The organism is Streptococcus sp. HMSC067H01 (assembly GCF_001814775.1).
Classification (GTDB): domain Bacteria; phylum Bacillota; class Bacilli; order Lactobacillales; family Streptococcaceae; genus Streptococcus.
In genome coordinates this window covers 291638-309484 of the sequence record NZ_KV817781.1, presented here as the reverse complement: position 1 = coordinate 309484, position 17847 = coordinate 291638, and the positions used below count along the sequence as shown (strand labels likewise).

24 protein-coding genes are annotated in these 17847 nt (G+C 39.5%); 20 read left to right on the top strand and 4 right to left on the bottom strand.

Translation table 11 applies throughout. The features are described from left to right. Positions 1–52 precede the first annotated feature (52 nt). Positions 53–793 (top strand): MerR family transcriptional regulator, encoded by a 741-nt coding sequence (locus HMPREF2987_RS02845; RefSeq protein WP_075229253.1) that lies wholly within the window; start codon positions 53–55, stop codon positions 791–793. Positions 794–1072: 279 nt separating this feature from the next. Here the strand turns inward: HMPREF2987_RS02845 and HMPREF2987_RS02840 are convergent, their stop codons facing one another. From HMPREF2987_RS02840 to HMPREF2987_RS02825, 4 genes are all read right to left on the bottom strand, one after another. After that, positions 1073–1528, bottom strand: coding sequence for an 8-oxo-dGTP diphosphatase (locus HMPREF2987_RS02840; RefSeq protein WP_075229252.1), 456 nt, complete (start codon positions 1526–1528; stop codon positions 1073–1075). A 10-nt stretch (positions 1529–1538) separates the two neighbouring features. After that, complete coding sequence (locus tag HMPREF2987_RS02835) at positions 1539–2060, bottom strand: DUF1697 domain-containing protein (RefSeq protein ID WP_075229251.1); 522 nt, start codon at positions 2058–2060, stop codon at positions 1539–1541. A gap of 38 nt (positions 2061–2098) precedes the next feature. Then, positions 2099–3277 carry an aminoacetone oxidase gene (locus HMPREF2987_RS02830; protein WP_075229250.1) on the bottom strand — a complete coding sequence of 393 codons (1179 nt, stop codon included), beginning with the start codon at positions 3275–3277 and terminating at the stop codon, positions 2099–2101. Between the two features lie 250 nt (positions 3278–3527). Further along, positions 3528–4373, bottom strand: a complete 846-nt coding sequence (locus tag HMPREF2987_RS02825) for a DegV family protein (RefSeq protein WP_075227127.1) — start codon at positions 4371–4373, stop codon at positions 3528–3530. A gap of 124 nt (positions 4374–4497) precedes the next feature. Between HMPREF2987_RS02825 and HMPREF2987_RS02820 the strand changes: the two genes are divergently transcribed. The 19 genes from HMPREF2987_RS02820 (at position 4498) to HMPREF2987_RS02730 (ending at position 17820) form a co-directional block, all read left to right on the top strand. Further along, on the top strand, positions 4498–5055 hold the full coding sequence (locus HMPREF2987_RS02820) for a TetR/AcrR family transcriptional regulator (protein ID WP_000840875.1): 558 nt from the start codon (positions 4498–4500) through the stop codon (positions 5053–5055). Between the two features lie 18 nt (positions 5056–5073). Then, positions 5074–5541 carry a deoxycytidylate deaminase gene (locus HMPREF2987_RS02815; RefSeq protein ID WP_075229249.1) on the top strand — a complete coding sequence of 156 codons (468 nt, stop codon included), beginning with the start codon at positions 5074–5076 and terminating at the stop codon, positions 5539–5541. 87 nt (positions 5542–5628) lie between these two features. Continuing rightward, positions 5629–6258, top strand: a complete 630-nt coding sequence (gene upp / locus HMPREF2987_RS02810) for a uracil phosphoribosyltransferase (RefSeq protein WP_075229248.1) — start codon at positions 5629–5631, stop codon at positions 6256–6258. Positions 6259–6418: 160 nt separating this feature from the next. Next, entirely contained in the window at positions 6419–7009 is a 591-nt protein-coding gene (gene clpP, locus HMPREF2987_RS02805; protein WP_000613459.1) for an ATP-dependent Clp protease proteolytic subunit ClpP, read from the top strand. Between the two features lie 75 nt (positions 7010–7084). After that, positions 7085–7354, top strand: coding sequence for a YlbG family protein (locus HMPREF2987_RS02800; RefSeq protein WP_049549362.1), 270 nt, complete (start codon positions 7085–7087; stop codon positions 7352–7354). 86 nt (positions 7355–7440) lie between these two features. Further along, complete coding sequence (locus HMPREF2987_RS02795; protein WP_075229247.1) at positions 7441–8601, top strand: ABC transporter substrate-binding protein; 1161 nt, start codon at positions 7441–7443, stop codon at positions 8599–8601. Positions 8602–8716: 115 nt separating this feature from the next. Beyond that, positions 8717–9586, top strand: a complete 870-nt coding sequence (locus tag HMPREF2987_RS02790) for a branched-chain amino acid ABC transporter permease (RefSeq protein ID WP_075229246.1) — start codon at positions 8717–8719, stop codon at positions 9584–9586. Positions 9587–9589: 3 nt separating this feature from the next. Continuing rightward, the gene (locus HMPREF2987_RS02785; RefSeq protein ID WP_075229245.1) at positions 9590–10546 is read left to right on the top strand and encodes a branched-chain amino acid ABC transporter permease; all 957 of its coding nucleotides are present in this window, start codon (positions 9590–9592) and stop codon (positions 10544–10546) included. Continuing rightward, on the top strand, positions 10546–11310 hold the full coding sequence (locus tag HMPREF2987_RS02780; protein WP_075229244.1) for an ABC transporter ATP-binding protein: 765 nt from the start codon (positions 10546–10548) through the stop codon (positions 11308–11310). The genes HMPREF2987_RS02785 and HMPREF2987_RS02780 overlap by 1 nt, the downstream gene beginning before the upstream one ends. Further along, positions 11310–12020 (top strand): ABC transporter ATP-binding protein, encoded by a 711-nt coding sequence (locus HMPREF2987_RS02775; protein WP_075229243.1) that lies wholly within the window; start codon positions 11310–11312, stop codon positions 12018–12020. Before HMPREF2987_RS02780 ends, HMPREF2987_RS02775 begins: the two co-directional genes overlap by 1 nt. Before the next feature lie 408 nt (positions 12021–12428). Next, the gene (locus HMPREF2987_RS02770) at positions 12429–13085 is read left to right on the top strand and encodes a CBS domain-containing protein (RefSeq protein ID WP_075229242.1); all 657 of its coding nucleotides are present in this window, start codon (positions 12429–12431) and stop codon (positions 13083–13085) included. A 129-nt stretch (positions 13086–13214) separates the two neighbouring features. Next, a complete protein-coding gene (rpsF, locus tag HMPREF2987_RS02765) occupies positions 13215–13505 on the top strand; it encodes a 30S ribosomal protein S6 (RefSeq protein ID WP_075229241.1) in 291 nt (96 codons plus the stop codon). 11 nt (positions 13506–13516) lie between these two features. Beyond that, positions 13517–13987 carry a single-stranded DNA-binding protein SsbA gene (gene ssbA / locus HMPREF2987_RS02760; RefSeq protein WP_075229240.1) on the top strand — a complete coding sequence of 157 codons (471 nt, stop codon included), beginning with the start codon at positions 13517–13519 and terminating at the stop codon, positions 13985–13987. 31 nt (positions 13988–14018) lie between these two features. Further along, a complete protein-coding gene (gene rpsR, locus HMPREF2987_RS02755; RefSeq protein WP_000068664.1) occupies positions 14019–14258 on the top strand; it encodes a 30S ribosomal protein S18 in 240 nt (79 codons plus the stop codon). Between the two features lie 143 nt (positions 14259–14401). Continuing rightward, positions 14402–14905, top strand: a complete 504-nt coding sequence (locus HMPREF2987_RS02750; RefSeq protein WP_075229374.1) for a GNAT family N-acetyltransferase — start codon at positions 14402–14404, stop codon at positions 14903–14905. Positions 14906–14985: 80 nt separating this feature from the next. Next, on the top strand, positions 14986–16386 hold the full coding sequence (locus tag HMPREF2987_RS02745) for a bifunctional Cof-type HAD-IIB family hydrolase/peptidylprolyl isomerase (RefSeq protein ID WP_075229239.1): 1401 nt from the start codon (positions 14986–14988) through the stop codon (positions 16384–16386). A 1-nt stretch (position 16387) separates the two neighbouring features. Beyond that, positions 16388–16750, top strand: coding sequence for a S1 RNA-binding domain-containing protein (locus HMPREF2987_RS02740; protein WP_075229238.1), 363 nt, complete (start codon positions 16388–16390; stop codon positions 16748–16750). Positions 16751–16799: 49 nt separating this feature from the next. Further along, a complete protein-coding gene (locus tag HMPREF2987_RS02735) occupies positions 16800–17546 on the top strand; it encodes a tRNA1(Val) (adenine(37)-N6)-methyltransferase (protein WP_075229237.1) in 747 nt (248 codons plus the stop codon). After that, complete coding sequence (locus HMPREF2987_RS02730) at positions 17536–17820, top strand: GIY-YIG nuclease family protein (RefSeq protein ID WP_075229236.1); 285 nt, start codon at positions 17536–17538, stop codon at positions 17818–17820. The genes HMPREF2987_RS02735 and HMPREF2987_RS02730 overlap by 11 nt, the downstream gene beginning before the upstream one ends. The last annotated feature ends 27 nt before the right edge of the window (positions 17821–17847 follow it).

Below are 17847 nucleotides of genomic sequence, written 5' to 3'. Positions count from 1 at the left end.
CTTGACTCTCCTCAAAGGGGAGGGTATATACTATTTATGTGAGGAGGAAATCATGTACCATATCAAAGAAGCTGCGCAACTTTCAGGTGTCTCCGTCAAGACCCTCTACCATTATGATAAGATAGGACTCTTGGTTCCTTTAAAGTCGGAAAATGGCTATCGAACCTACAGTCAGGAGGATTTGGAACGCCTTCAGGTTATTCTTTATTACAAATATCTAGGCTTTTCTTTAGAAAAGATAGCAGAGCTATTAAAGGAAGAAAGGAAAAATTTATTGCCTCATTTGACCAGGCAGTTGGACTATTTGACTCGAGAAAGGGAACATCTGGATACCTTGATTTCAACCTTGCAAAAAACCATTCAAGAACAAAAAGGAGAAAGAAAAATGACTATTGAGGAAAAATTCACTGGATTTAGCTATCAAGACAATCAAAAATACCACCAAGAGGCTGTAGACAAGTATGGCCAAGAAATCATGGATCAAGCGCTCGAGCGCCAAAAAGGTCACGAAGACGAAGCTACGGCTGCCTTCAACCAAGTCTTTCAAGCCATGGCACAAAATCTTCGAGATAGTCTACCTGTAACAGCATCTGAAAACCAAGAAGAGGTAGCTAAGCTATTGCAAGCCATCCGTACTTATGGATTTGACTGTTCTATCGAGGTCTTTGGTTATATCGGAAAAGGCTATGTCTATAATCCAGAGTTTAAGGAAAACCTTGATAAGTTTGGACAGGGAACAGCCCAGTACACATCAGATGTCATTGCCCACTATGTAAGCACACAAACTCGATAAAACTCAAAGACTAAGCTAAGGTTGACAAAGCTGGTGACAGAATTTTATACTCTTCGAAAATCTCTTCAAACCACGTCAGCTTCCATCTGCAACCTCAAAATAGTATTTTGAGCTGACTTCGTCAGTTCTATCTGCAACCTCAAAGCTGTACTTTGAGCAGACTGCGGCTAGCTTTCTAGTTTGCTCTTTGATTTTCATTTAGTATTAGTAGGAGGACACAGACCTAGCTTGAAGATTAGATAAGATAAAATCGGCGGAGTGACCTCTGCCGATTTACTGTTATTTGAGTTGGTAAGACCAGTCTTCTCCATCCTTATAGTAAAAGAATTCACTGAGATCATCTTCCAAAAAAACACGAAGCATATCAGACATATCCTCAGTAGCTAGTTTGAGATGAGATAGATTTTCAAAGTCCTCCCACCAGACTTTTCCTTCGTCTGAAGATTGGAGCTCACCAGTAAAGTGTTCTGTTTTGTAAAAGAGGACAACATAACGATAGTCCTCGTCATCATACCAGTCTTTGATACCACGGAGTTGGGGTTTAGAAATGGTCAGGCCAGTTTCTTCTTTCACTTCTCGAATGACAGCATCGACAAAGGATTCGCCACGTTCAACATGACCACCAGGAAAAGTAATGCCAGGCCAGTTAGGACTAACTCGGTCTTGAACGAGGACCTTGTCCCCATTTTTAATCAAGCACATGTTGACAAATTCGACTGATTCTCTTCTGCTCATATTATTTTTCCTATTTTGTTAGTAATTTTTCTACCACGTTTAACTTTCGCATGGTCAGATCAACGCTGAACAGCTTTTCAAGATAGTTGGTATTAAGTTTTTTTCGTTTTGCAGTTCTAGGGAGATAGAGGTAAAGACAATGGTTGCCGATACAAATTTCTTCTTCACCATAGTCACTATCCAATTTTTCTAATGGTAGACTTTGGATATCATTTTGAAAAAGGATCACATGTATTCGGTCAAAAAGATAGTGTTTTCCAAATGGGTTTTCTTGGACAATTTTTGCAAAATCATTTTTGTTCTTGATTACCATTTTTAAATCAGCACCAATTTTTTCCTTTATTAGAGTGTGAACCTGTTCTCGTATTTCTTCCAGAGATAAGTCACTTTCAAGAATGATATTCCCACTTTGAATATAGGTTCGAACGTGTTGAAAATCAGCCTCTATCAAGATATCTACTAGATAAGACATTTTAGGGATAGCATTTTTTCCATTAGGAGTAACTCCCCTTAGTAAGATAATATGTTCCAAAGTAGTTCCTTTCTTATCTAACATCCTTAGATACTAAATCATTTATAGATTAAGTTTGAGCCTGCCACCCAGCCAGTACAGAGGGCAGAAGTGATGTTAAATCCACCTGTGTGGGCATTGATATCTAGGACCTCTCCTGCAAAGTGAAGGCCAGGAACCAGTTTGCTTTCCAGCGTTTTAGGATTGATTTCCTTGAGACTAACGCCACCTTTGGTAACAAAGGATTTAGCAAGGGACATTTTGCCAGTTACTGGAATTTTAAGAGCTTTGATAGACTGGACAAGTTGGTCGCGTTCCTTTTCAGTTAGCTGTTTAACTTTTTCAGGATAGCATTGAACAAAGAATTCTGCCAAGCGTTCAGGGAGCAAAGTCTTCAAGGCATTTTTCAAGGATTTTTCCCGGTTTTCTTCTAAAAAGTCAACTAATTCTCTCTCAGAAAGCTGAGGCAAAGTGTCTAAGGAAAGTACCTCACCACCCTTGACAAAACTAGACATACGAAGAGCAGCGGGACCTGATAAACCAAAGTGGGTAAAGAGCAGGTCATGAGTGATGACATGCTTGCCATAGCTTAGGGTCACATCGTCTAGGGAAATTCCCTGCAAGGCCTTATGCGGGAAATCAGTCAACAATGGACTTTCAGCAGCTTCAAGCTCGGTAATGGTGTGTTTGAAATGGCGAGCAATCTCATGACCAAAACCAGTAGAGCCAGTAGAAGGATAGGATTTTCCACCAGTTGTGACGATGAGTTTATCACAAGTAAAGGTCTGGTCTGGTGATTTCAGGACAAACTGGTCGTCAATCTTTTTAACCGAAACAATCTCCGTTTGAGTGGCAACTTGCCCACCTAGCTCCATGATTTTCTTTTCCAGTGCTTCGATAATGGTCCGAGATTTGTCACTGGCTGGAAAGACGCGGCCATGGTCTTCGACCTTGAGTTTGACTCCATTCTCCGTAAAAAAGTTGATGATATCATGGTTATCAAACTGGGAAAAGACACTGTATAGAAAGCGGCCATTTCCAGGGATGCCAGCTAATAGGTCATCTAGAGTTCCATTGTTGGTTACGTTGCAGCGCCCACCACCAGTACCAGCTAATTTTTTTCCGAGTTTTCGATTTTTTTCGATGAGAAGGGTTTTCTGGCCATAAAAGCTACTTGAAATCGTAGCCATCATACCAGCCGGGCCTCCCCCGATTACAATAGTGTCAAAATATTTCATAAAAGTATTGTACCATAAAAAAGACGGAGGGACAGAAATCGGTAGATCAAGTTTTACTTACCTAGTCCCACGAATTTTTAATAAGTCAGTGGTTTGTTGAATCTTATGAATTGACAAGATAAAATTGTCAGTAAAATAGTTTTGTGGATCCGAAAAGAGCCACAAAAGTCTACTCAGCTACAGTAGAAAAGATAATTGCTGATAAAAATTGAGGTCGGGACATTGAATCCCGACCTCTGTCTTATATAAATTAGTCAATTTCATATCCCATGAGGAGTCCACCCTCTTCTGCATAAAAACTGCAGAGGCCAGAAGTTGGGAGAACCTTAATATCAGCTTGTGGGAATGTTTCACGCACACGTTCAGAGAGCTGTTGGCAGAATTTATCATTACTGCGGTGAGCCATGACGATACGTCCACCAGCATAGCCAGCTTTAATTAATTCTTCATAGGTAGCTTGAAGAGATTTTTTAGCACCACGAGCCTTTTGGAGGAGTTCCAAGGTTCCAGTTTCACTTGCTTCCCCAACCATACGAATATTGAGGAGCCCAACAACTGTACCGATCAGTTTACTCAAGCGACCATTCTTAACCAGATTATCAACCTTAGCGAGAACGAACAATAACTTAGTTTTTTCTTGGTAAGCAGTAATAGCATTAACCACTTCTTCAAAAGAAAGTCCTTGGTCAATCAAATCATTGATTTTCTCAACGATTAGATCAACTTCCCCACCAGCAGACAAGCTGTCAATAACATGAATCTGAGTATCAGGATGTTCTTCGAGATAGAGATTCTTAGCTAATTGAGCGCTGTTTTGACTACCAGAAAGAGTTCCGGTAATGGTCACTACAAAAATATGTTTTGCCCCTTCAAATGCTCGCAAGTAATCATCAGGGCTAGGACAAGCTGATTTTGAAGCTTCAGAAGTTGCATACATGGTTTCCATCATTTTGTCAATATCAAGACTAGCATCGTCAATAAAGACTTGATCAGCCACTTGAATGGTTAAAGGAACACTTACAAATTCAGTGTCAATCGCAGGAGTAGGTAATTGACGATAATCACAACCAGAATCTGCCACAATCTTCCAAGTCATAGAAATTCTCCATCTTTGTCACTTATACATTGACAAAGGTTCTGTCTTTTTCTACAATTATATCATGAAAATGCTTAAAACAAAAGTTTCGTCACTCTGTTGTCACAAGTAGAAAGGAAGTGTTATGGCCGAACGAAGAATTTCCGAAAATTCACTTGAAAATCTCAGAAAATCCAATCAAGAATCCAATTTACTGACCAGAGAAGCTATCGAAACAGCTCTCTTGCAACTTTTGGAGAAAAAGGAATTGACAAAGATTAGCATTTCTGAGTTGGTCAAACGTGCTGGTGTTTCCCGTGCAGCCTTTTATCGAAACTATGACTCCAAAGAAGAGATTTTAGAAAGTGTCTTTAAACGAAGCGTCCATAACATTATGGAGCAATTGAGCCATTACGATGTTAAAACGGACCTCTATCTGGTTTGGGTTCGCCTCTTTAGAGAAGCCAAGAAAGAGGCTAAGGTCATTCAGCTTGCCTTGGACTACCACTTGGAAAAAATATTTGTGCAAGCCATGCAAGAATTTTTAGAAAAATACTATGGAAAATCAAAAGGAGTCAGCTCTTACCTGCATTCTTTTTGGAGTTCTGCCATCGTATCAGTTTTGCTTAAATGGATTAAGGATGGAATGAAGGTTCCTGCTGAAAAAATTGCAGATTTACGCCTACCATTTTTTAAAAAATAGAGAAAAAGGAGAAAAGAGATGACTGAAAAAAGACTGGCTTGGGATGAGTATTTTGCTGCTCAAGCTCTATTGATTGCCAATCGTTCAACCTGTAAACGCGCTAAGGTAGGAGCTGTTTTAGTCAAGGATAATAAGGTGATTTCAACAGGTTATAATGGCTCTGTATCAGGAACAGAGCATTGTATTGACCATGACTGTTTGGTGATTGAAGGTCACTGTGTCCGTACCCTTCATGCTGAGGTTAATGCTATTTTACAAGGAGCCGAACGTGGCGTTCCAAAAGGATTTACAGCTTACGTTACTCATTTTCCTTGTCTCAACTGCACCAAGCAATTACTTCAGGTAGGATGTGAGCGTGTCGTTTATATTAACCAGTACCGTATGGACGACTACGCCCAGTATCTCTATCATGAAAAAGGGACCGAGTTGACCCATTTACCACTTGAGACAGTACAAGCAGCTCTTCAAGAAGCTAACTTGATTTAAAAATTAAAAAAAAAGATGGTTTAGAAGGATTTTTAGACCATTTTTTGATATAATAAGAAGAATAAATTGAAAGAAGGAATTCAGAAAATGGGAAAACTTGAAGTCATTAATCATCCACTCATTCAACACAAATTGTCAATCTTGCGTCGTACAGACACTTCTACAAAAGCTTTTCGTGAGTTAGTAGATGAAATTGCTATGTTGATGGGATATGAAGTACTTCGTGATCTTCCGCTTGAAGACGTTGAAATCGAAACACCTATCACAAAAACAGTTCAAAAACAATTGGCTGGTAAAAAATTGGCAATTGTTCCAATCTTGCGTGCAGGCATCGGGATGGTCGATGGGCTATTGAGCTTGGTTCCAGCAGCCAAAGTTGGACATATTGGTATGTACCGTGACGAAGAAACTCTTCAACCAGTAGAATACTTGGTTAAATTACCTGAAGATATCGACCAACGTCAAATCTTTGTTGTTGACCCAATGCTTGCGACAGGTGGTTCAGCTATCCTTGCTGTTGATTCCCTCAAAAAACGTGGCGCTTCAAACATTAAATTTGTCTGCCTAGTTGCAGCACCAGAAGGAGTTGAAGCTCTTAATGCAGCACATCCTGATGTTGAAATTTTCACAGCAGCTTTGGATGAACGCTTGAACGAAAATGGATACATCGTTCCAGGTCTTGGTGACGCAGGAGATCGCTTGTTCGGAACTAAGTAAGATTCTAAGCTTACCCTAAAACTGTTCATTAGTTTTAGTCTAGAAAGGAGGTTGAATTTTTGTGTCTGTTTTTAGGATAGAGCAAAAATTTGACCTTTTTTGACCAAGGATATATAATAATCCTATTAACAAAGAAATTAGAAATCAGAAGGAGAATTGAATGATTCCTGTAGTAATTGAACAAACAAGTCGTGGAGAACGTTCATATGACATTTACTCACGTCTTCTAAAAGATCGTATCATCATGTTGACTGGACCCGTCGAAGACAATATGGCCAATTCAGTTATCGCCCAATTGCTTTTCTTGGATGCTCAAGATAGTACAAAAGATATTTACCTTTATGTAAATACTCCAGGTGGATCAGTTTCAGCTGGTTTGGCAATTGTAGATACTATGAATTTTATCAAAGCAGACGTACAAACGATTGTTATGGGGATGGCTGCCTCAATGGGAACCATTATAGCATCAAGTGGAGCAAAGGGTAAACGCTTCATGCTTCCAAATGCAGAGTACATGATTCACCAACCGATGGGTGGTACTGGTGGTGGTACGCAACAGACAGATATGGCTATTGCGGCTGAGCACTTGCTTAAAACTCGTAAGACTTTGGAGCAAATTCTTGCAGATAATTCAGGTAAGTCAGTTGAGCAAATTCACGCTGATGCTGAACGTGATTACTGGATGAGCGCTCAAGAAACACTTGAATATGGTTTCATTGATGAAATCATGGCTAATAATTCTTTGAATTAATCTTTTGAAGCAAACTCGACTGAGTTTGCTTTTTTTGATATAATAGTAAGAAGATTGTTAGAAGGAAGTTGTAATATGTTTCAAAAAGAGAATCGGTCTGGTCTGATTATCTATCTATACTATAATCGTGATGCAAAAAAACTCGATAATTATGGTGATATTTGTTACCACTCTAAAAAACACCGTTATCTGCAACTTTATGTCCCAACAGAAGAAGTGGAAGAACTGGTTAGCCGTTTAGGAAAAGAGAAATTTGTTAAAAAAGTGAGACAATGTCATATCCAAGAATTGGAAACTCCCTTTGTTGGTAGTCTCTACAGAAATAACGAAAACGTTATCATGTAAAATTTTAGATAAATGTGTTGACAATTTTCTGATAATTCGGTATATTCTTAACATGCAATTTATTTAAGAAATAAGGAGACAAAAAGATGAAGAAAAAATTTGCCTTATCACTTGTAGCTCTTGCAAGTGTAGCTGTATTGGCAGCTTGCGGAGAAGTTAAGTCAGGAGCTTCAAATACAACTGGGAACCCAATTGATGAGAAAGTTGTAAAAATTGGTTTCAACTTTGAAAAAACTGGTGAAGTAGCAGCCTACGGTAGCGCTGAACAAAAAGGTGCTCAATTGGCCGTTGATGAAATCAACGCAGCAGGTGGTATCGATGGAAAACAAATCGAAGTTGTAGACAAAGATAACAAATCTGAGACAGCTGAAGCAGCTACCGTTACAACAAACCTTGTTACCCAATCAAAAGTGAACGCTCTTGTAGGGCCTGCAACTTCAGGTGCCACTGCCGCAGCGGTTGCCAATGCTGGGAAAGCAGGTGTACCATTGGTAACCCCATCAGCAACTCAAGATGATTTGACAAAAGGTCAAGATTACCTTTTCCGTGCAACCTTCATCGATAGCTTCCAAGGACAAATCATTGCTAAATACACAACTGATAACTTGAAAGCGAAGAAAGTCGTTCTATACTACGATAACTCATCTGACTATGCTAAAGGGATTGCTGAAGCCTTCAAGAAATCTTATAAAGGTGAAATTGTAGCGACAGAAACGTTCCAATCTAAGGATACAGATTTCCAAGCCGCACTTACAAAAATCAAAGATAAAGACTTCGATGCCATTGTCCTTCCAGGGTACTACACTGAAACTGGTAAAATTGTAAACCAAGCACGTGGTATGGGAATCAAACAACCAATCATCGGTGGTGATGGATTTAGTGATGCTAAATTCGTTGAACAAGCAACACCTGCTGCAGCTACAGACATCTACTACGTAGCTGGATTCTCTACTGAAGGTGAAATGACTGATAAAGCCAAGAAATTCGTAGAAGCTTATAAAGCGAAATACAACGAAGAACCTTCAATGTTTGCAGCCTTGGCATATGATTCAGTTTACATGATTTCGGAAGCATCTAAAGGTGCTAAGAACTCTGTCGAATTGAAAGACAACCTTGCGAAGTTGAAAGACTTGGAAGGTGTTACTGGTACAATGTCTATTGACAAAGACCATAATCCGGTTAAATCTGCACTTATGATTGGCTTAAAAGATGGTAAAGTTGAGTCAGTTGAGTCGGTTAAACCTTAATCTAGTAGATATCGTAAATGGGGAATGAGCTTCTACTCACTCCCTGTTTCGGTGTTTATGAAAGGATTATTTTTTTATAAAATTCTAAAAATATAAATTAGAAAGAGTGAACCATATGCTTCAACAACTTGTAAATGGTTTAATCTTGGGTAGTGTCTATGCACTGCTAGCCCTGGGTTATACTATGGTTTATGGAATTATCAAGCTTATTAACTTTGCCCACGGTGATATCTATATGATAGGTGCTTTCATGGGTTATTTCTTGATTAATTCCTTGCAATTAAATTTCTTTGTTGCCTTGATCTTATCGATGATCGGTACAGCAATTCTCGGTGTTATCATTGAGTTCCTAGCTTATCGTCCATTACGTCATTCAACTCGTATCTCTGTATTGATTACAGCCATCGGGGTATCCTTCTTACTTGAGTATGGGATGGTCTATCTAGTTGGAGCTAACACACGTGCCTTTCCTCAAGCAATCCAAACAGTGCGTTATGACTTGGGCCCAATCAGTTTGACCAATATTCAATTGTTGATTTTGTCTGTCTCACTTGTTTTGATGGTTCTTCTACAACTCATTGTACAAAAAACGAAGATGGGGAAAGCTATGCGTGCCGTTTCTGTAGATAGTGATGCGGCTCAGTTGATGGGAATCAATGTTAACCGTACGATCAGCTTTACTTTTGCCTTGGGTTCAGCTTTGGCTGGTGCTGCTGGTGTCCTTATCGCACTTTATTATAATTCATTGGAACCATTAATGGGAATGACTCCAGGTATAAAATCATTCGTGGCTGCCGTTCTTGGTGGTATCGGAATTATCCCTGGTGCAGCTCTGGGTGGCTTTGTTATTGGTCTTTTGGAGACATTTGCTACCGCCTTCGGAATGTCAGATTTCCGTGATGCAATCGTTTATGGAATCTTACTCTTAATCTTGATTGTTCGCCCAGCTGGTATCCTCGGTAAGAATGTGAAAGAGAAGGTGTAAACAATGAAAGAAAATTTAAAAGTTAATATTCTATGGTTACTCCTTTTATTAGCAGGCTATGGCTTGATCAGTGTACTTGTTTCGGCTGGAGTACTGAATCTTTTCTATATTCAAATTTTAGAGCAAATTGGGATTAACATCATACTTGCAGTTGGTCTTAACCTTATCGTAGGTTTCTCTGGTCAGTTTTCACTAGGACATGCTGGTTTTATGGCTATCGGTGCCTATGCAGCTGCAATAATTGGTTCTAAATCTCCAACCTATGGAGCCTTCTTTGGAGCCATGCTTCTTGGAGCACTTATCTCAGGATTAGTGGCTTTAGTCGTTGGGATTCCAACTCTTCGTTTGAAAGGGGACTATCTTGCTGTTGCGACACTAGGTGTTGCTGAGATCATTCGAATCTTTATTGTTAATGGTGGTGAACTAACTAATGGAGCTGCTGGTATCCTTGGTATTCCAAACTTTACAACCTGGCAAATGGTATATTTCTTTGCTGTGATTACAACAATTGCAACACTTAATTTCCTTCGTAGTCCAATTGGTCGTTCCACATTATCAGTACGAGAAGATGAAATTGCAGCAGAGTCAGTTGGAGTTAATACAACAAAAATTAAAATTATCGCTTTCGTCTTTGGAGCTATGACTGCAAGTATCGCAGGTTCGCTTCAGGCAGGATTTATTGGATCAGTAGTTCCAAAGGATTATAGCTTTATCAATTCTATCAACGTCTTGATTATTGTTGTATTTGGTGGTTTGGGTTCCATTACAGGGGCAATTGTTGCTGCAATCGTGCTTGGAATCTTGAACATGCTCCTTCAAGACGTGGCCAGCGTTCGTATGATTATCTATGCTTTGGCCTTAGTACTCGTTATGATCTTCAGACCAGGTGGTCTTCTTGGGACTTGGGAATTGAGCCTATCACGTCTCTTTAAAAAAGGTAAGAAGGAGGGACAAAACTAATGGCATTGCTTGAAGTAAAAAATTTAACCAAACATTTTGGTGGTCTGACAGCCGTTGGGGACGTCACTCTCGAATTGAACGAAGGTGAACTTGTTGGTTTGATTGGACCGAATGGTGCTGGGAAAACAACCCTCTTCAACTTGTTGACAGGTGTTTATGAACCAAGTGAAGGAACAATCACATTAGATGGTCACTTGTTAAATGGCAAGCAACCTTATAAAATTGCATCTCTTGGTTTAGGACGTACTTTCCAAAACATTCGTCTCTTTAAAGACTTAACAGTTTTGGATAACGTTCTGATTGCATTTAGCAATCATCATAAACAACATGTTTTTGCAAGTTTCTTGCGCTTACCAGCTTTTTATAAGAATGAAAAAGAATTGAAAGCTAAAGCCTTAGAATTACTAAAAATCTTTGATTTGGATGGAGATGCTGAAACTCTAGCTAAAAATTTAGCCTATGGTCAACAACGTCGCTTAGAGATTGTTCGTGCTCTTGCTACAGAACCTAAAATCCTCTTCTTGGATGAGCCTGCAGCGGGTATGAATCCACAAGAAACTGCAGAATTGACTGAGTTGATTCGTCGTATTAAGGATGAATTCAAAATCACCATCATGCTGATTGAACATGATATGAACTTGGTTATGGAGGTTACGGAGCGTATCTATGTTCTTGAGTACGGTCGTTTGATTGCTCACGGGACACCAGATGAAATCAAGAGTAATAAACGTGTTATCGAAGCTTATCTTGGAGGTGAAGCCTAATGTCTATGTTAAAAGTTGAAAACCTCTCAGTACACTATGGTATGATTCAAGCTGTACGTGATGTGAGCTTTGAAGTAAATGAAGGAGAAGTTGTTTCCCTTATCGGTGCAAATGGTGCTGGTAAAACAACCATCCTTCGTACCTTATCAGGCCTTGTTCGTCCAAGTTCTGGTCGGATTGAATTTTTAGGACAAGAAATCCAAAAGATGCCCGCACAAAAAATTGTGGCATCAGGACTTTCTCAAGTACCAGAAGGACGTCACGTCTTCCCTGGTTTGACAGTTATGGAAAACTTGGAAATGGGAGCCTTCCTTAAGAAAAATCGTGAAGAAAATCAAGCAAATCTGAAAAAAGTATTTTCACGTTTCCCGCGTTTAGAAGAACGTAAAAACCAAGATGCAGCTACCCTATCAGGTGGTGAACAGCAGATGCTTGCTATGGGACGTGCGCTTATGTCAACGCCTAAACTTCTTCTCTTAGATGAACCATCAATGGGGCTTGCTCCAATTTTTATCCAAGAAATTTTTGATATCATCCAAGATATTCAAAAACAAGGTACGACCGTTCTTTTGATCGAGCAAAATGCTAATAAGGCACTTGCCATCTCAGATCGAGGCTATGTTCTTGAAACAGGAAAGATTGTCCTATCAGGAACAGGAAAAGAACTCGCAGCATCAGACGAAGTCAGAAAAGCATATCTAGGTGGCTAAAAAGGTTCGGGGGACCTTTTTAGTCGGCGGATAAAAAATTGCGGCAGCAATTAACATCTAGTCCGGGGGACCTTTTTAGTCGGTAGATAAGGATTACGTAAGTAATCATCCAATCCAGTGGATTGTTTTAGTCGGCAGATAAAGATTGAGCAAGCAATCCACATTAGTCCGTGGGCCCTTTTTAGTCGGCGGATAGAGATTGTTTGACAATCATCCAATCCAGTGGATTGTTTTGGTCTGCGGGAAAGATTGCCAAACAAATTACATAATCATAAGATTGAGGGCCCTAATATAGGGCTCTTTTTATAGTATTTCAGAGTTTTCAGAATCTTGAAAAAGAGATGAAAGCGTTTGATTGATTTTCTTAAAAAGTGTATAATAAAGCTATAAACATAAAGGAGAGTTCCTATGGCAGTTAAAGATTTTATGACACGAAAGGTCGTATATATTAGCCCAGATACGACTGTAGCACATGCAGCAGACTTGATGCGCGAACAAGGTTTGCATCGTCTTCCTGTTATTGAAAATGATAAATTAGTTGGTCTAGTAACAGAAGGAACAATTGCTGAAGCCAGTCCATCAAAAGCAACGAGTCTTTCAATCTTTGAGATGAATTACTTGCTCAATAAAACAAAAGTAAAAGACGTCATGATTCGTAATGTTGTAACTGTCTCCGGTTATGCAAGTTTGGAAGATGCAACCTATCTTATGCTGAAAAATAAGATTGGAATCTTGCCAGTTATTGATAATGAACAAGTCTATGGTGTCATTACTGACCGTGATGTATTCAGAGCATTTCTTGAAATTTCTGGTTATGGCGAAGAGGGAATCCGTGTTCGTTTTATCACAGAAAATGAAGTTGGGGTACTCGGGAAAATTGTTTCCCTCATCGCAGCAGAAAATCTGAATATTTCACATACCATTAATATCCCACGTAAAGATGGGAAGATTATTATTGAAGTACAAATCGATGGAATGATTGATCTCTCAACATTGAAAGAAAAATTTGAAGCAGAAAATATCCAAGTAGAGGAAATTACCCATACTTCAACTAAAAAACTGTAAAAAATAAAATAGAAGCAGTTTTTCACTTGCGAAAAAAAATTTTTTCTAGTATAATAATTTATTGTGAGCAAACCTCACTTACCCCTTGCAATGTCTTGGGGTCATTAGACCAAAAGGAGGAACATATCAATGGCTAAATACGAAATTCTTTATATCATTCGTCCAAACATTGAAGAAGAAGCGAAAAACGCTTTGGTAGCACGTTTTGACTCTATCTTGACTGACAACGGTGCAACTGTTGTTGAATCAAAAACATGGGAAAAACGTCGTCTTGCATACGAAATCAAAGATTTCCGTGAAGGACTTTACCACATCGTTAACGTTGAAGCAAACGACGACGCAGCTCTTAAAGAGTTTGACCGTCTTTCAAAAATCAACGCTGACATTCTTCGTCACATGATCGTCAAACTTGACGCGTAAGAAGGTAGATTATGATTAACAATGTTGTACTTGTAGGGCGTATGACTCGTGACGCTGAGTTGCGTTATACCCCATCAAATGTAGCAGTTGCGACTTTTACTCTTGCAGTAAACCGTACATTTAAGAGTCAAAATGGCGAACGCGAGGCTGATTTTATCAATGTCGTTATGTGGCGCCAACAGGCTGAAAATCTCGCTAACTGGGCTAAAAAAGGCTCGCTTATCGGGGTGACAGGTCGTATCCAGACTCGTAGTTACGATAACCAGCAAGGACAACGTGTCTACGTAACAGAAGTCGTGGCTGAGAATTTCCAAATGTTGGAAAGCCGTAGTGTGCGTGAAGGGCATACAGGTGGAGCTTATTCTGCACCAAGTTCAAACTACACAGCACCTACACAATCAGTACCTGACTTTTCACGTGATGAAAATCCATTCGGAGCAACTAATCCTTTGGATATTTCAGATGATGATTTACCATTCTAATGGACAATTAATACTATAAAGGAGAAAAAACATGGCTCAACAACGTCGTGGCGGATTCAAACGCCGTAAAAAAGTTGATTACATCGCAGCAAACAAAATTGAATATGTTGATTACAAAGATACTGAGCTTCTTAGCCGTTTCGTTTCAGAACGTGGGAAAATCCTTCCTCGTCGTGTAACAGGAACTTCAGCGAAGAACCAACGTAAAGTAACAACAGCTATCAAACGCGCTCGCGTAATGGCTTTGATGCCTTTCGTAAACGAAGATTAAAAAAAGGGGTCCAGTGGACCTCTTTTTCATGAGCTTGAAAACAAGAAAGCGAATTAAGACCCGGTTGGGTCTTTTTTCACGAGATAGTCTGACCTTGGCATGCTATAATGGTAATAGAAAGAGTAAAGGTGGGTAAGTCAAAGATGAATTGTACGATTAGAAATATGATTAAGTCTGATATTGAATCCTTATCTCATGGATTTATGAATCAAGGTTGGCCTGGTAGAGAGGAAATTTTGGCTAGATATTTTCTGGAACAGGAAAGTGGGGAGAGAGAAGTCTTAGTTGCAGAGATTGATGGTGCTGTAGCGGGCTACGTTACCATTTTGCCCTCTGCTAAACATGGTCCTTTTGCAGAAGTCTATCCAGAATTATCAGATTTTAATGTGTTTAAGTCTTTTCGAAATCAAGGGATTGGGAATCAACTACTAGAAGAAGCAGAAAAACGAGTCAAGTTTGTTTCGAGTAAGGTCACTCTTGGTGTAGGTTTGCACTTAGGCTATGGCCCTGCCCAGAGATTGTATATCAGACGGGGCTACATTCCAGATGGGACAGGTGTCTGGTATCGAAATCAACCCTTGGAAATGAATGCAACTAGCCAAAATAATGATGATTTGGTTTTGTATCTAGTAAAGGAATTCGGATAAGAGACAAGGATTTTATTGGGGATGTGGGATTTCTCTACTTTATGGTATAATGGAAAGAGTGAATTGAAGGAGGCAATGAGATGGATGCGAAATTAAGATATAAGTCAAAAAAGATAAAGATTGTTTTTTTTGATATTGATGATACTTTGCGAAACTCAAAGACTGGTTTTATCCCAACCTCAATTCCAACAGTATTTCAACAATTACGTGAAAAAGGTATTTTGACTGGGATTGCGACTGGTCGTGGGATTTTCGGTGTCGTGCCAGAGATTTGCGAACTTAAACCTGACTTTTTTGTTACTCTGAATGGTGCCTATATTGAGGATAAAAAAGGTAATGTGATTGATAGTAACAAAATTTCTAAGGATAAGGTTGAAAGCTATATTGCTTGGACTAAGGAAGTGGGGATTGACTATGGTTTAGTTGGTAGTCATACTGCTAAACTCTCCACTAGAACTGAGTTGATTAGTGAGGCCATTGATCCAATCTATCCTGACTTGGATGTTGATCCTGATTTTTATGAAAAAGAAGACATCTATCAGATGTGGACTTTTGAGGAGCGGGGAGATGATTTGATCTTGCCTGATACTTTGGCATCGACTTTACGTATGGTACGTTGGCATGAACATTCGTCAGATGTGGTACCAATTTCAGGTTCAAAAGCAGCTGGTGTAGCAAAAGTTGTAGAACATTTAGGTCTTAAACCTGAGAATGTCATGGTCTTTGGGGATGGACTGAACGATTTGGAGCTTTTTGATTATGCAGGTATCAGCATTGCCATGGAAGTATCTCATGAAAAAATCAAAGAAAAAGCAGATTATATTACAAAAACATTAGAAGAAGATGGCATTTTTGATGCCTTAGAAAGATTTGGTATGGTAGAAAAAGAATTACATTTGCCACAAGTAGACATTGAAACAGTAGAAGGTCCGATTGCGACTATTAAGACAAATCATGGAGACTTGCGTATCAAGCTTTTCCCTGAACAGGCTCCCAAAACAGTAGCCAACTTTGTTGCTCTTTCAAAAGACGGTTACTATGATGGTGTGATTTTCCACCGCATTATTAAAGACTTTATGATTCAAGGTGGAGATCCAACTGGTACTGGTATGGGTGGCGAATCTATCTATGGTGAGTCATTTGAAGACGAATTTTCAGAAGAACTTTACAATATCCGTGGAGCCCTTTCTATGGCCAATGCTGGACCAAATACCAACGGTAGCCAGTTCTTTATCGTGCAAAATCAACACTTGCCATACTCTAAGAAAGAAATTGCTCGTGGTGGTTGGCCAGAGCCAATTGCGGAGATTTATGCAGAACAAGGTGGAACTCCTCACCTTGATCGTCGTCACACAGTTTTTGGACAGCTTGCAGATGAAGCTTCTTATGAAGTTCTGGATGCAATTGCAGGTGTAGAAACAGGTGCAATGGACAAGCCAGTTGAAGATGTCGTTATCGAAACGATTGAAATCGAGGACTAAGATGAAAATAGGTGATAAGCTAACTGGGCGAATTACAGGGATTCAGTCTTATGGAGCCTTTGTGGAGCTAGAGTCTGGTATGACAGGCTTGATTCATATTTCTGAGATTCGTACTGGATTTATTGAGAATATCTATGATGTACTGAAAATTGGTGAAGAAGTCCAAGTCCAGGTTGTCGATTTAGACGAATATACAGGGAAAGCAAGTCTTTCTATTCGGACTTTGGAAGAAGAGAAACATCAATTACCGAGACGGAGACGTTTTTCAAGTGACCGTGTCAAATACGGATTTGCTCCTTTGGCTCGCATGATGCCTATCTGGACAAAGGAAGCCATCTCGAATCTAGATAAGAAGAATTCGTGAATGATTTCTTACTTCTTGCAATGTTAATATAGTTTGTTATAATTGAAGTATGGTAGAAGAATTATTAAAATCAGGAGAGAGAATCAACCAGCTCTTTTCTACAGATATCAAGATTATTCAAAATAGAGAGGTTTTCAGCTATTCGGTGGATAGTGTACTTTTGTCACGCTTTCCTCGCTTTCCTAAAAATGGCTTGATAGTGGATTTTTGTGCGGGTAATGGAGCTGTTGGACTTTTTGCCAGTAGTCGTACTAAGGCGAAAATTCTGTCTGTTGAAATCCAGGAACGATTGGCGGATATGGCAGACCGGTCAGTCCGATTAAATGGCTTAGAAGAACAGATGCAGGTCATTTGTGATGATTTGAAAAATATGCCTGCTTACATTCAGGGAAGTAAGGTTGATTTGATTTTATGCAACCCTCCCTATTTTAAGGTGGACCCCAATTCTAATCTGAACGAGAGTGAGCACTATTTGTTGGCTCGGCACGAAATTACGACCAATCTTAAGGAAATCTGTCGTAGTGCTCAGAGTATTCTCAAATCCAATGGGCGTTTAGCCATGGTTCATCGTCCAGATCGATTATTAGATATCTTAGATACGCTTCAACAGCATAATCTAGCTCCAAAGCGTCTGCAATTTGTTTACCCTAAACGGGAGAAGGAAGCCAATATGCTTTTGATTGAGGCTATCAAGGACGGCTCCACTAGTGGTTTTAAGGTTTTACCACCACTTATTGTTCATAATAGTGATGGCACTTATACACCAGAAATTCAAGAGATCTATTATGGTTCATAAGGCCTATATGTACGTGGTTGAGTGTCGGGATAGTTCCTACTATACTGGCTATACAACGGATGTCAAAAAAAGAATCGCCGTTCACAATAGTGGTAAGGGAGCCAAGTACACACGAGCTCGGTTGCCAGTAAAACTTATTTATGTAGAAGGTTTCGATAGTAAAGAAGAAGCCATGTCAGCCGAAGCGCTTCTAAAGCGTAAGAAGAGGCCACAGAAGGAAAGATTTTTATCTGAAAACCAAGAAAAAAATTTAATCAGTCATTTTGAAGAGTAGAGGGGAGTTCTTTGACTCCTCTTACTT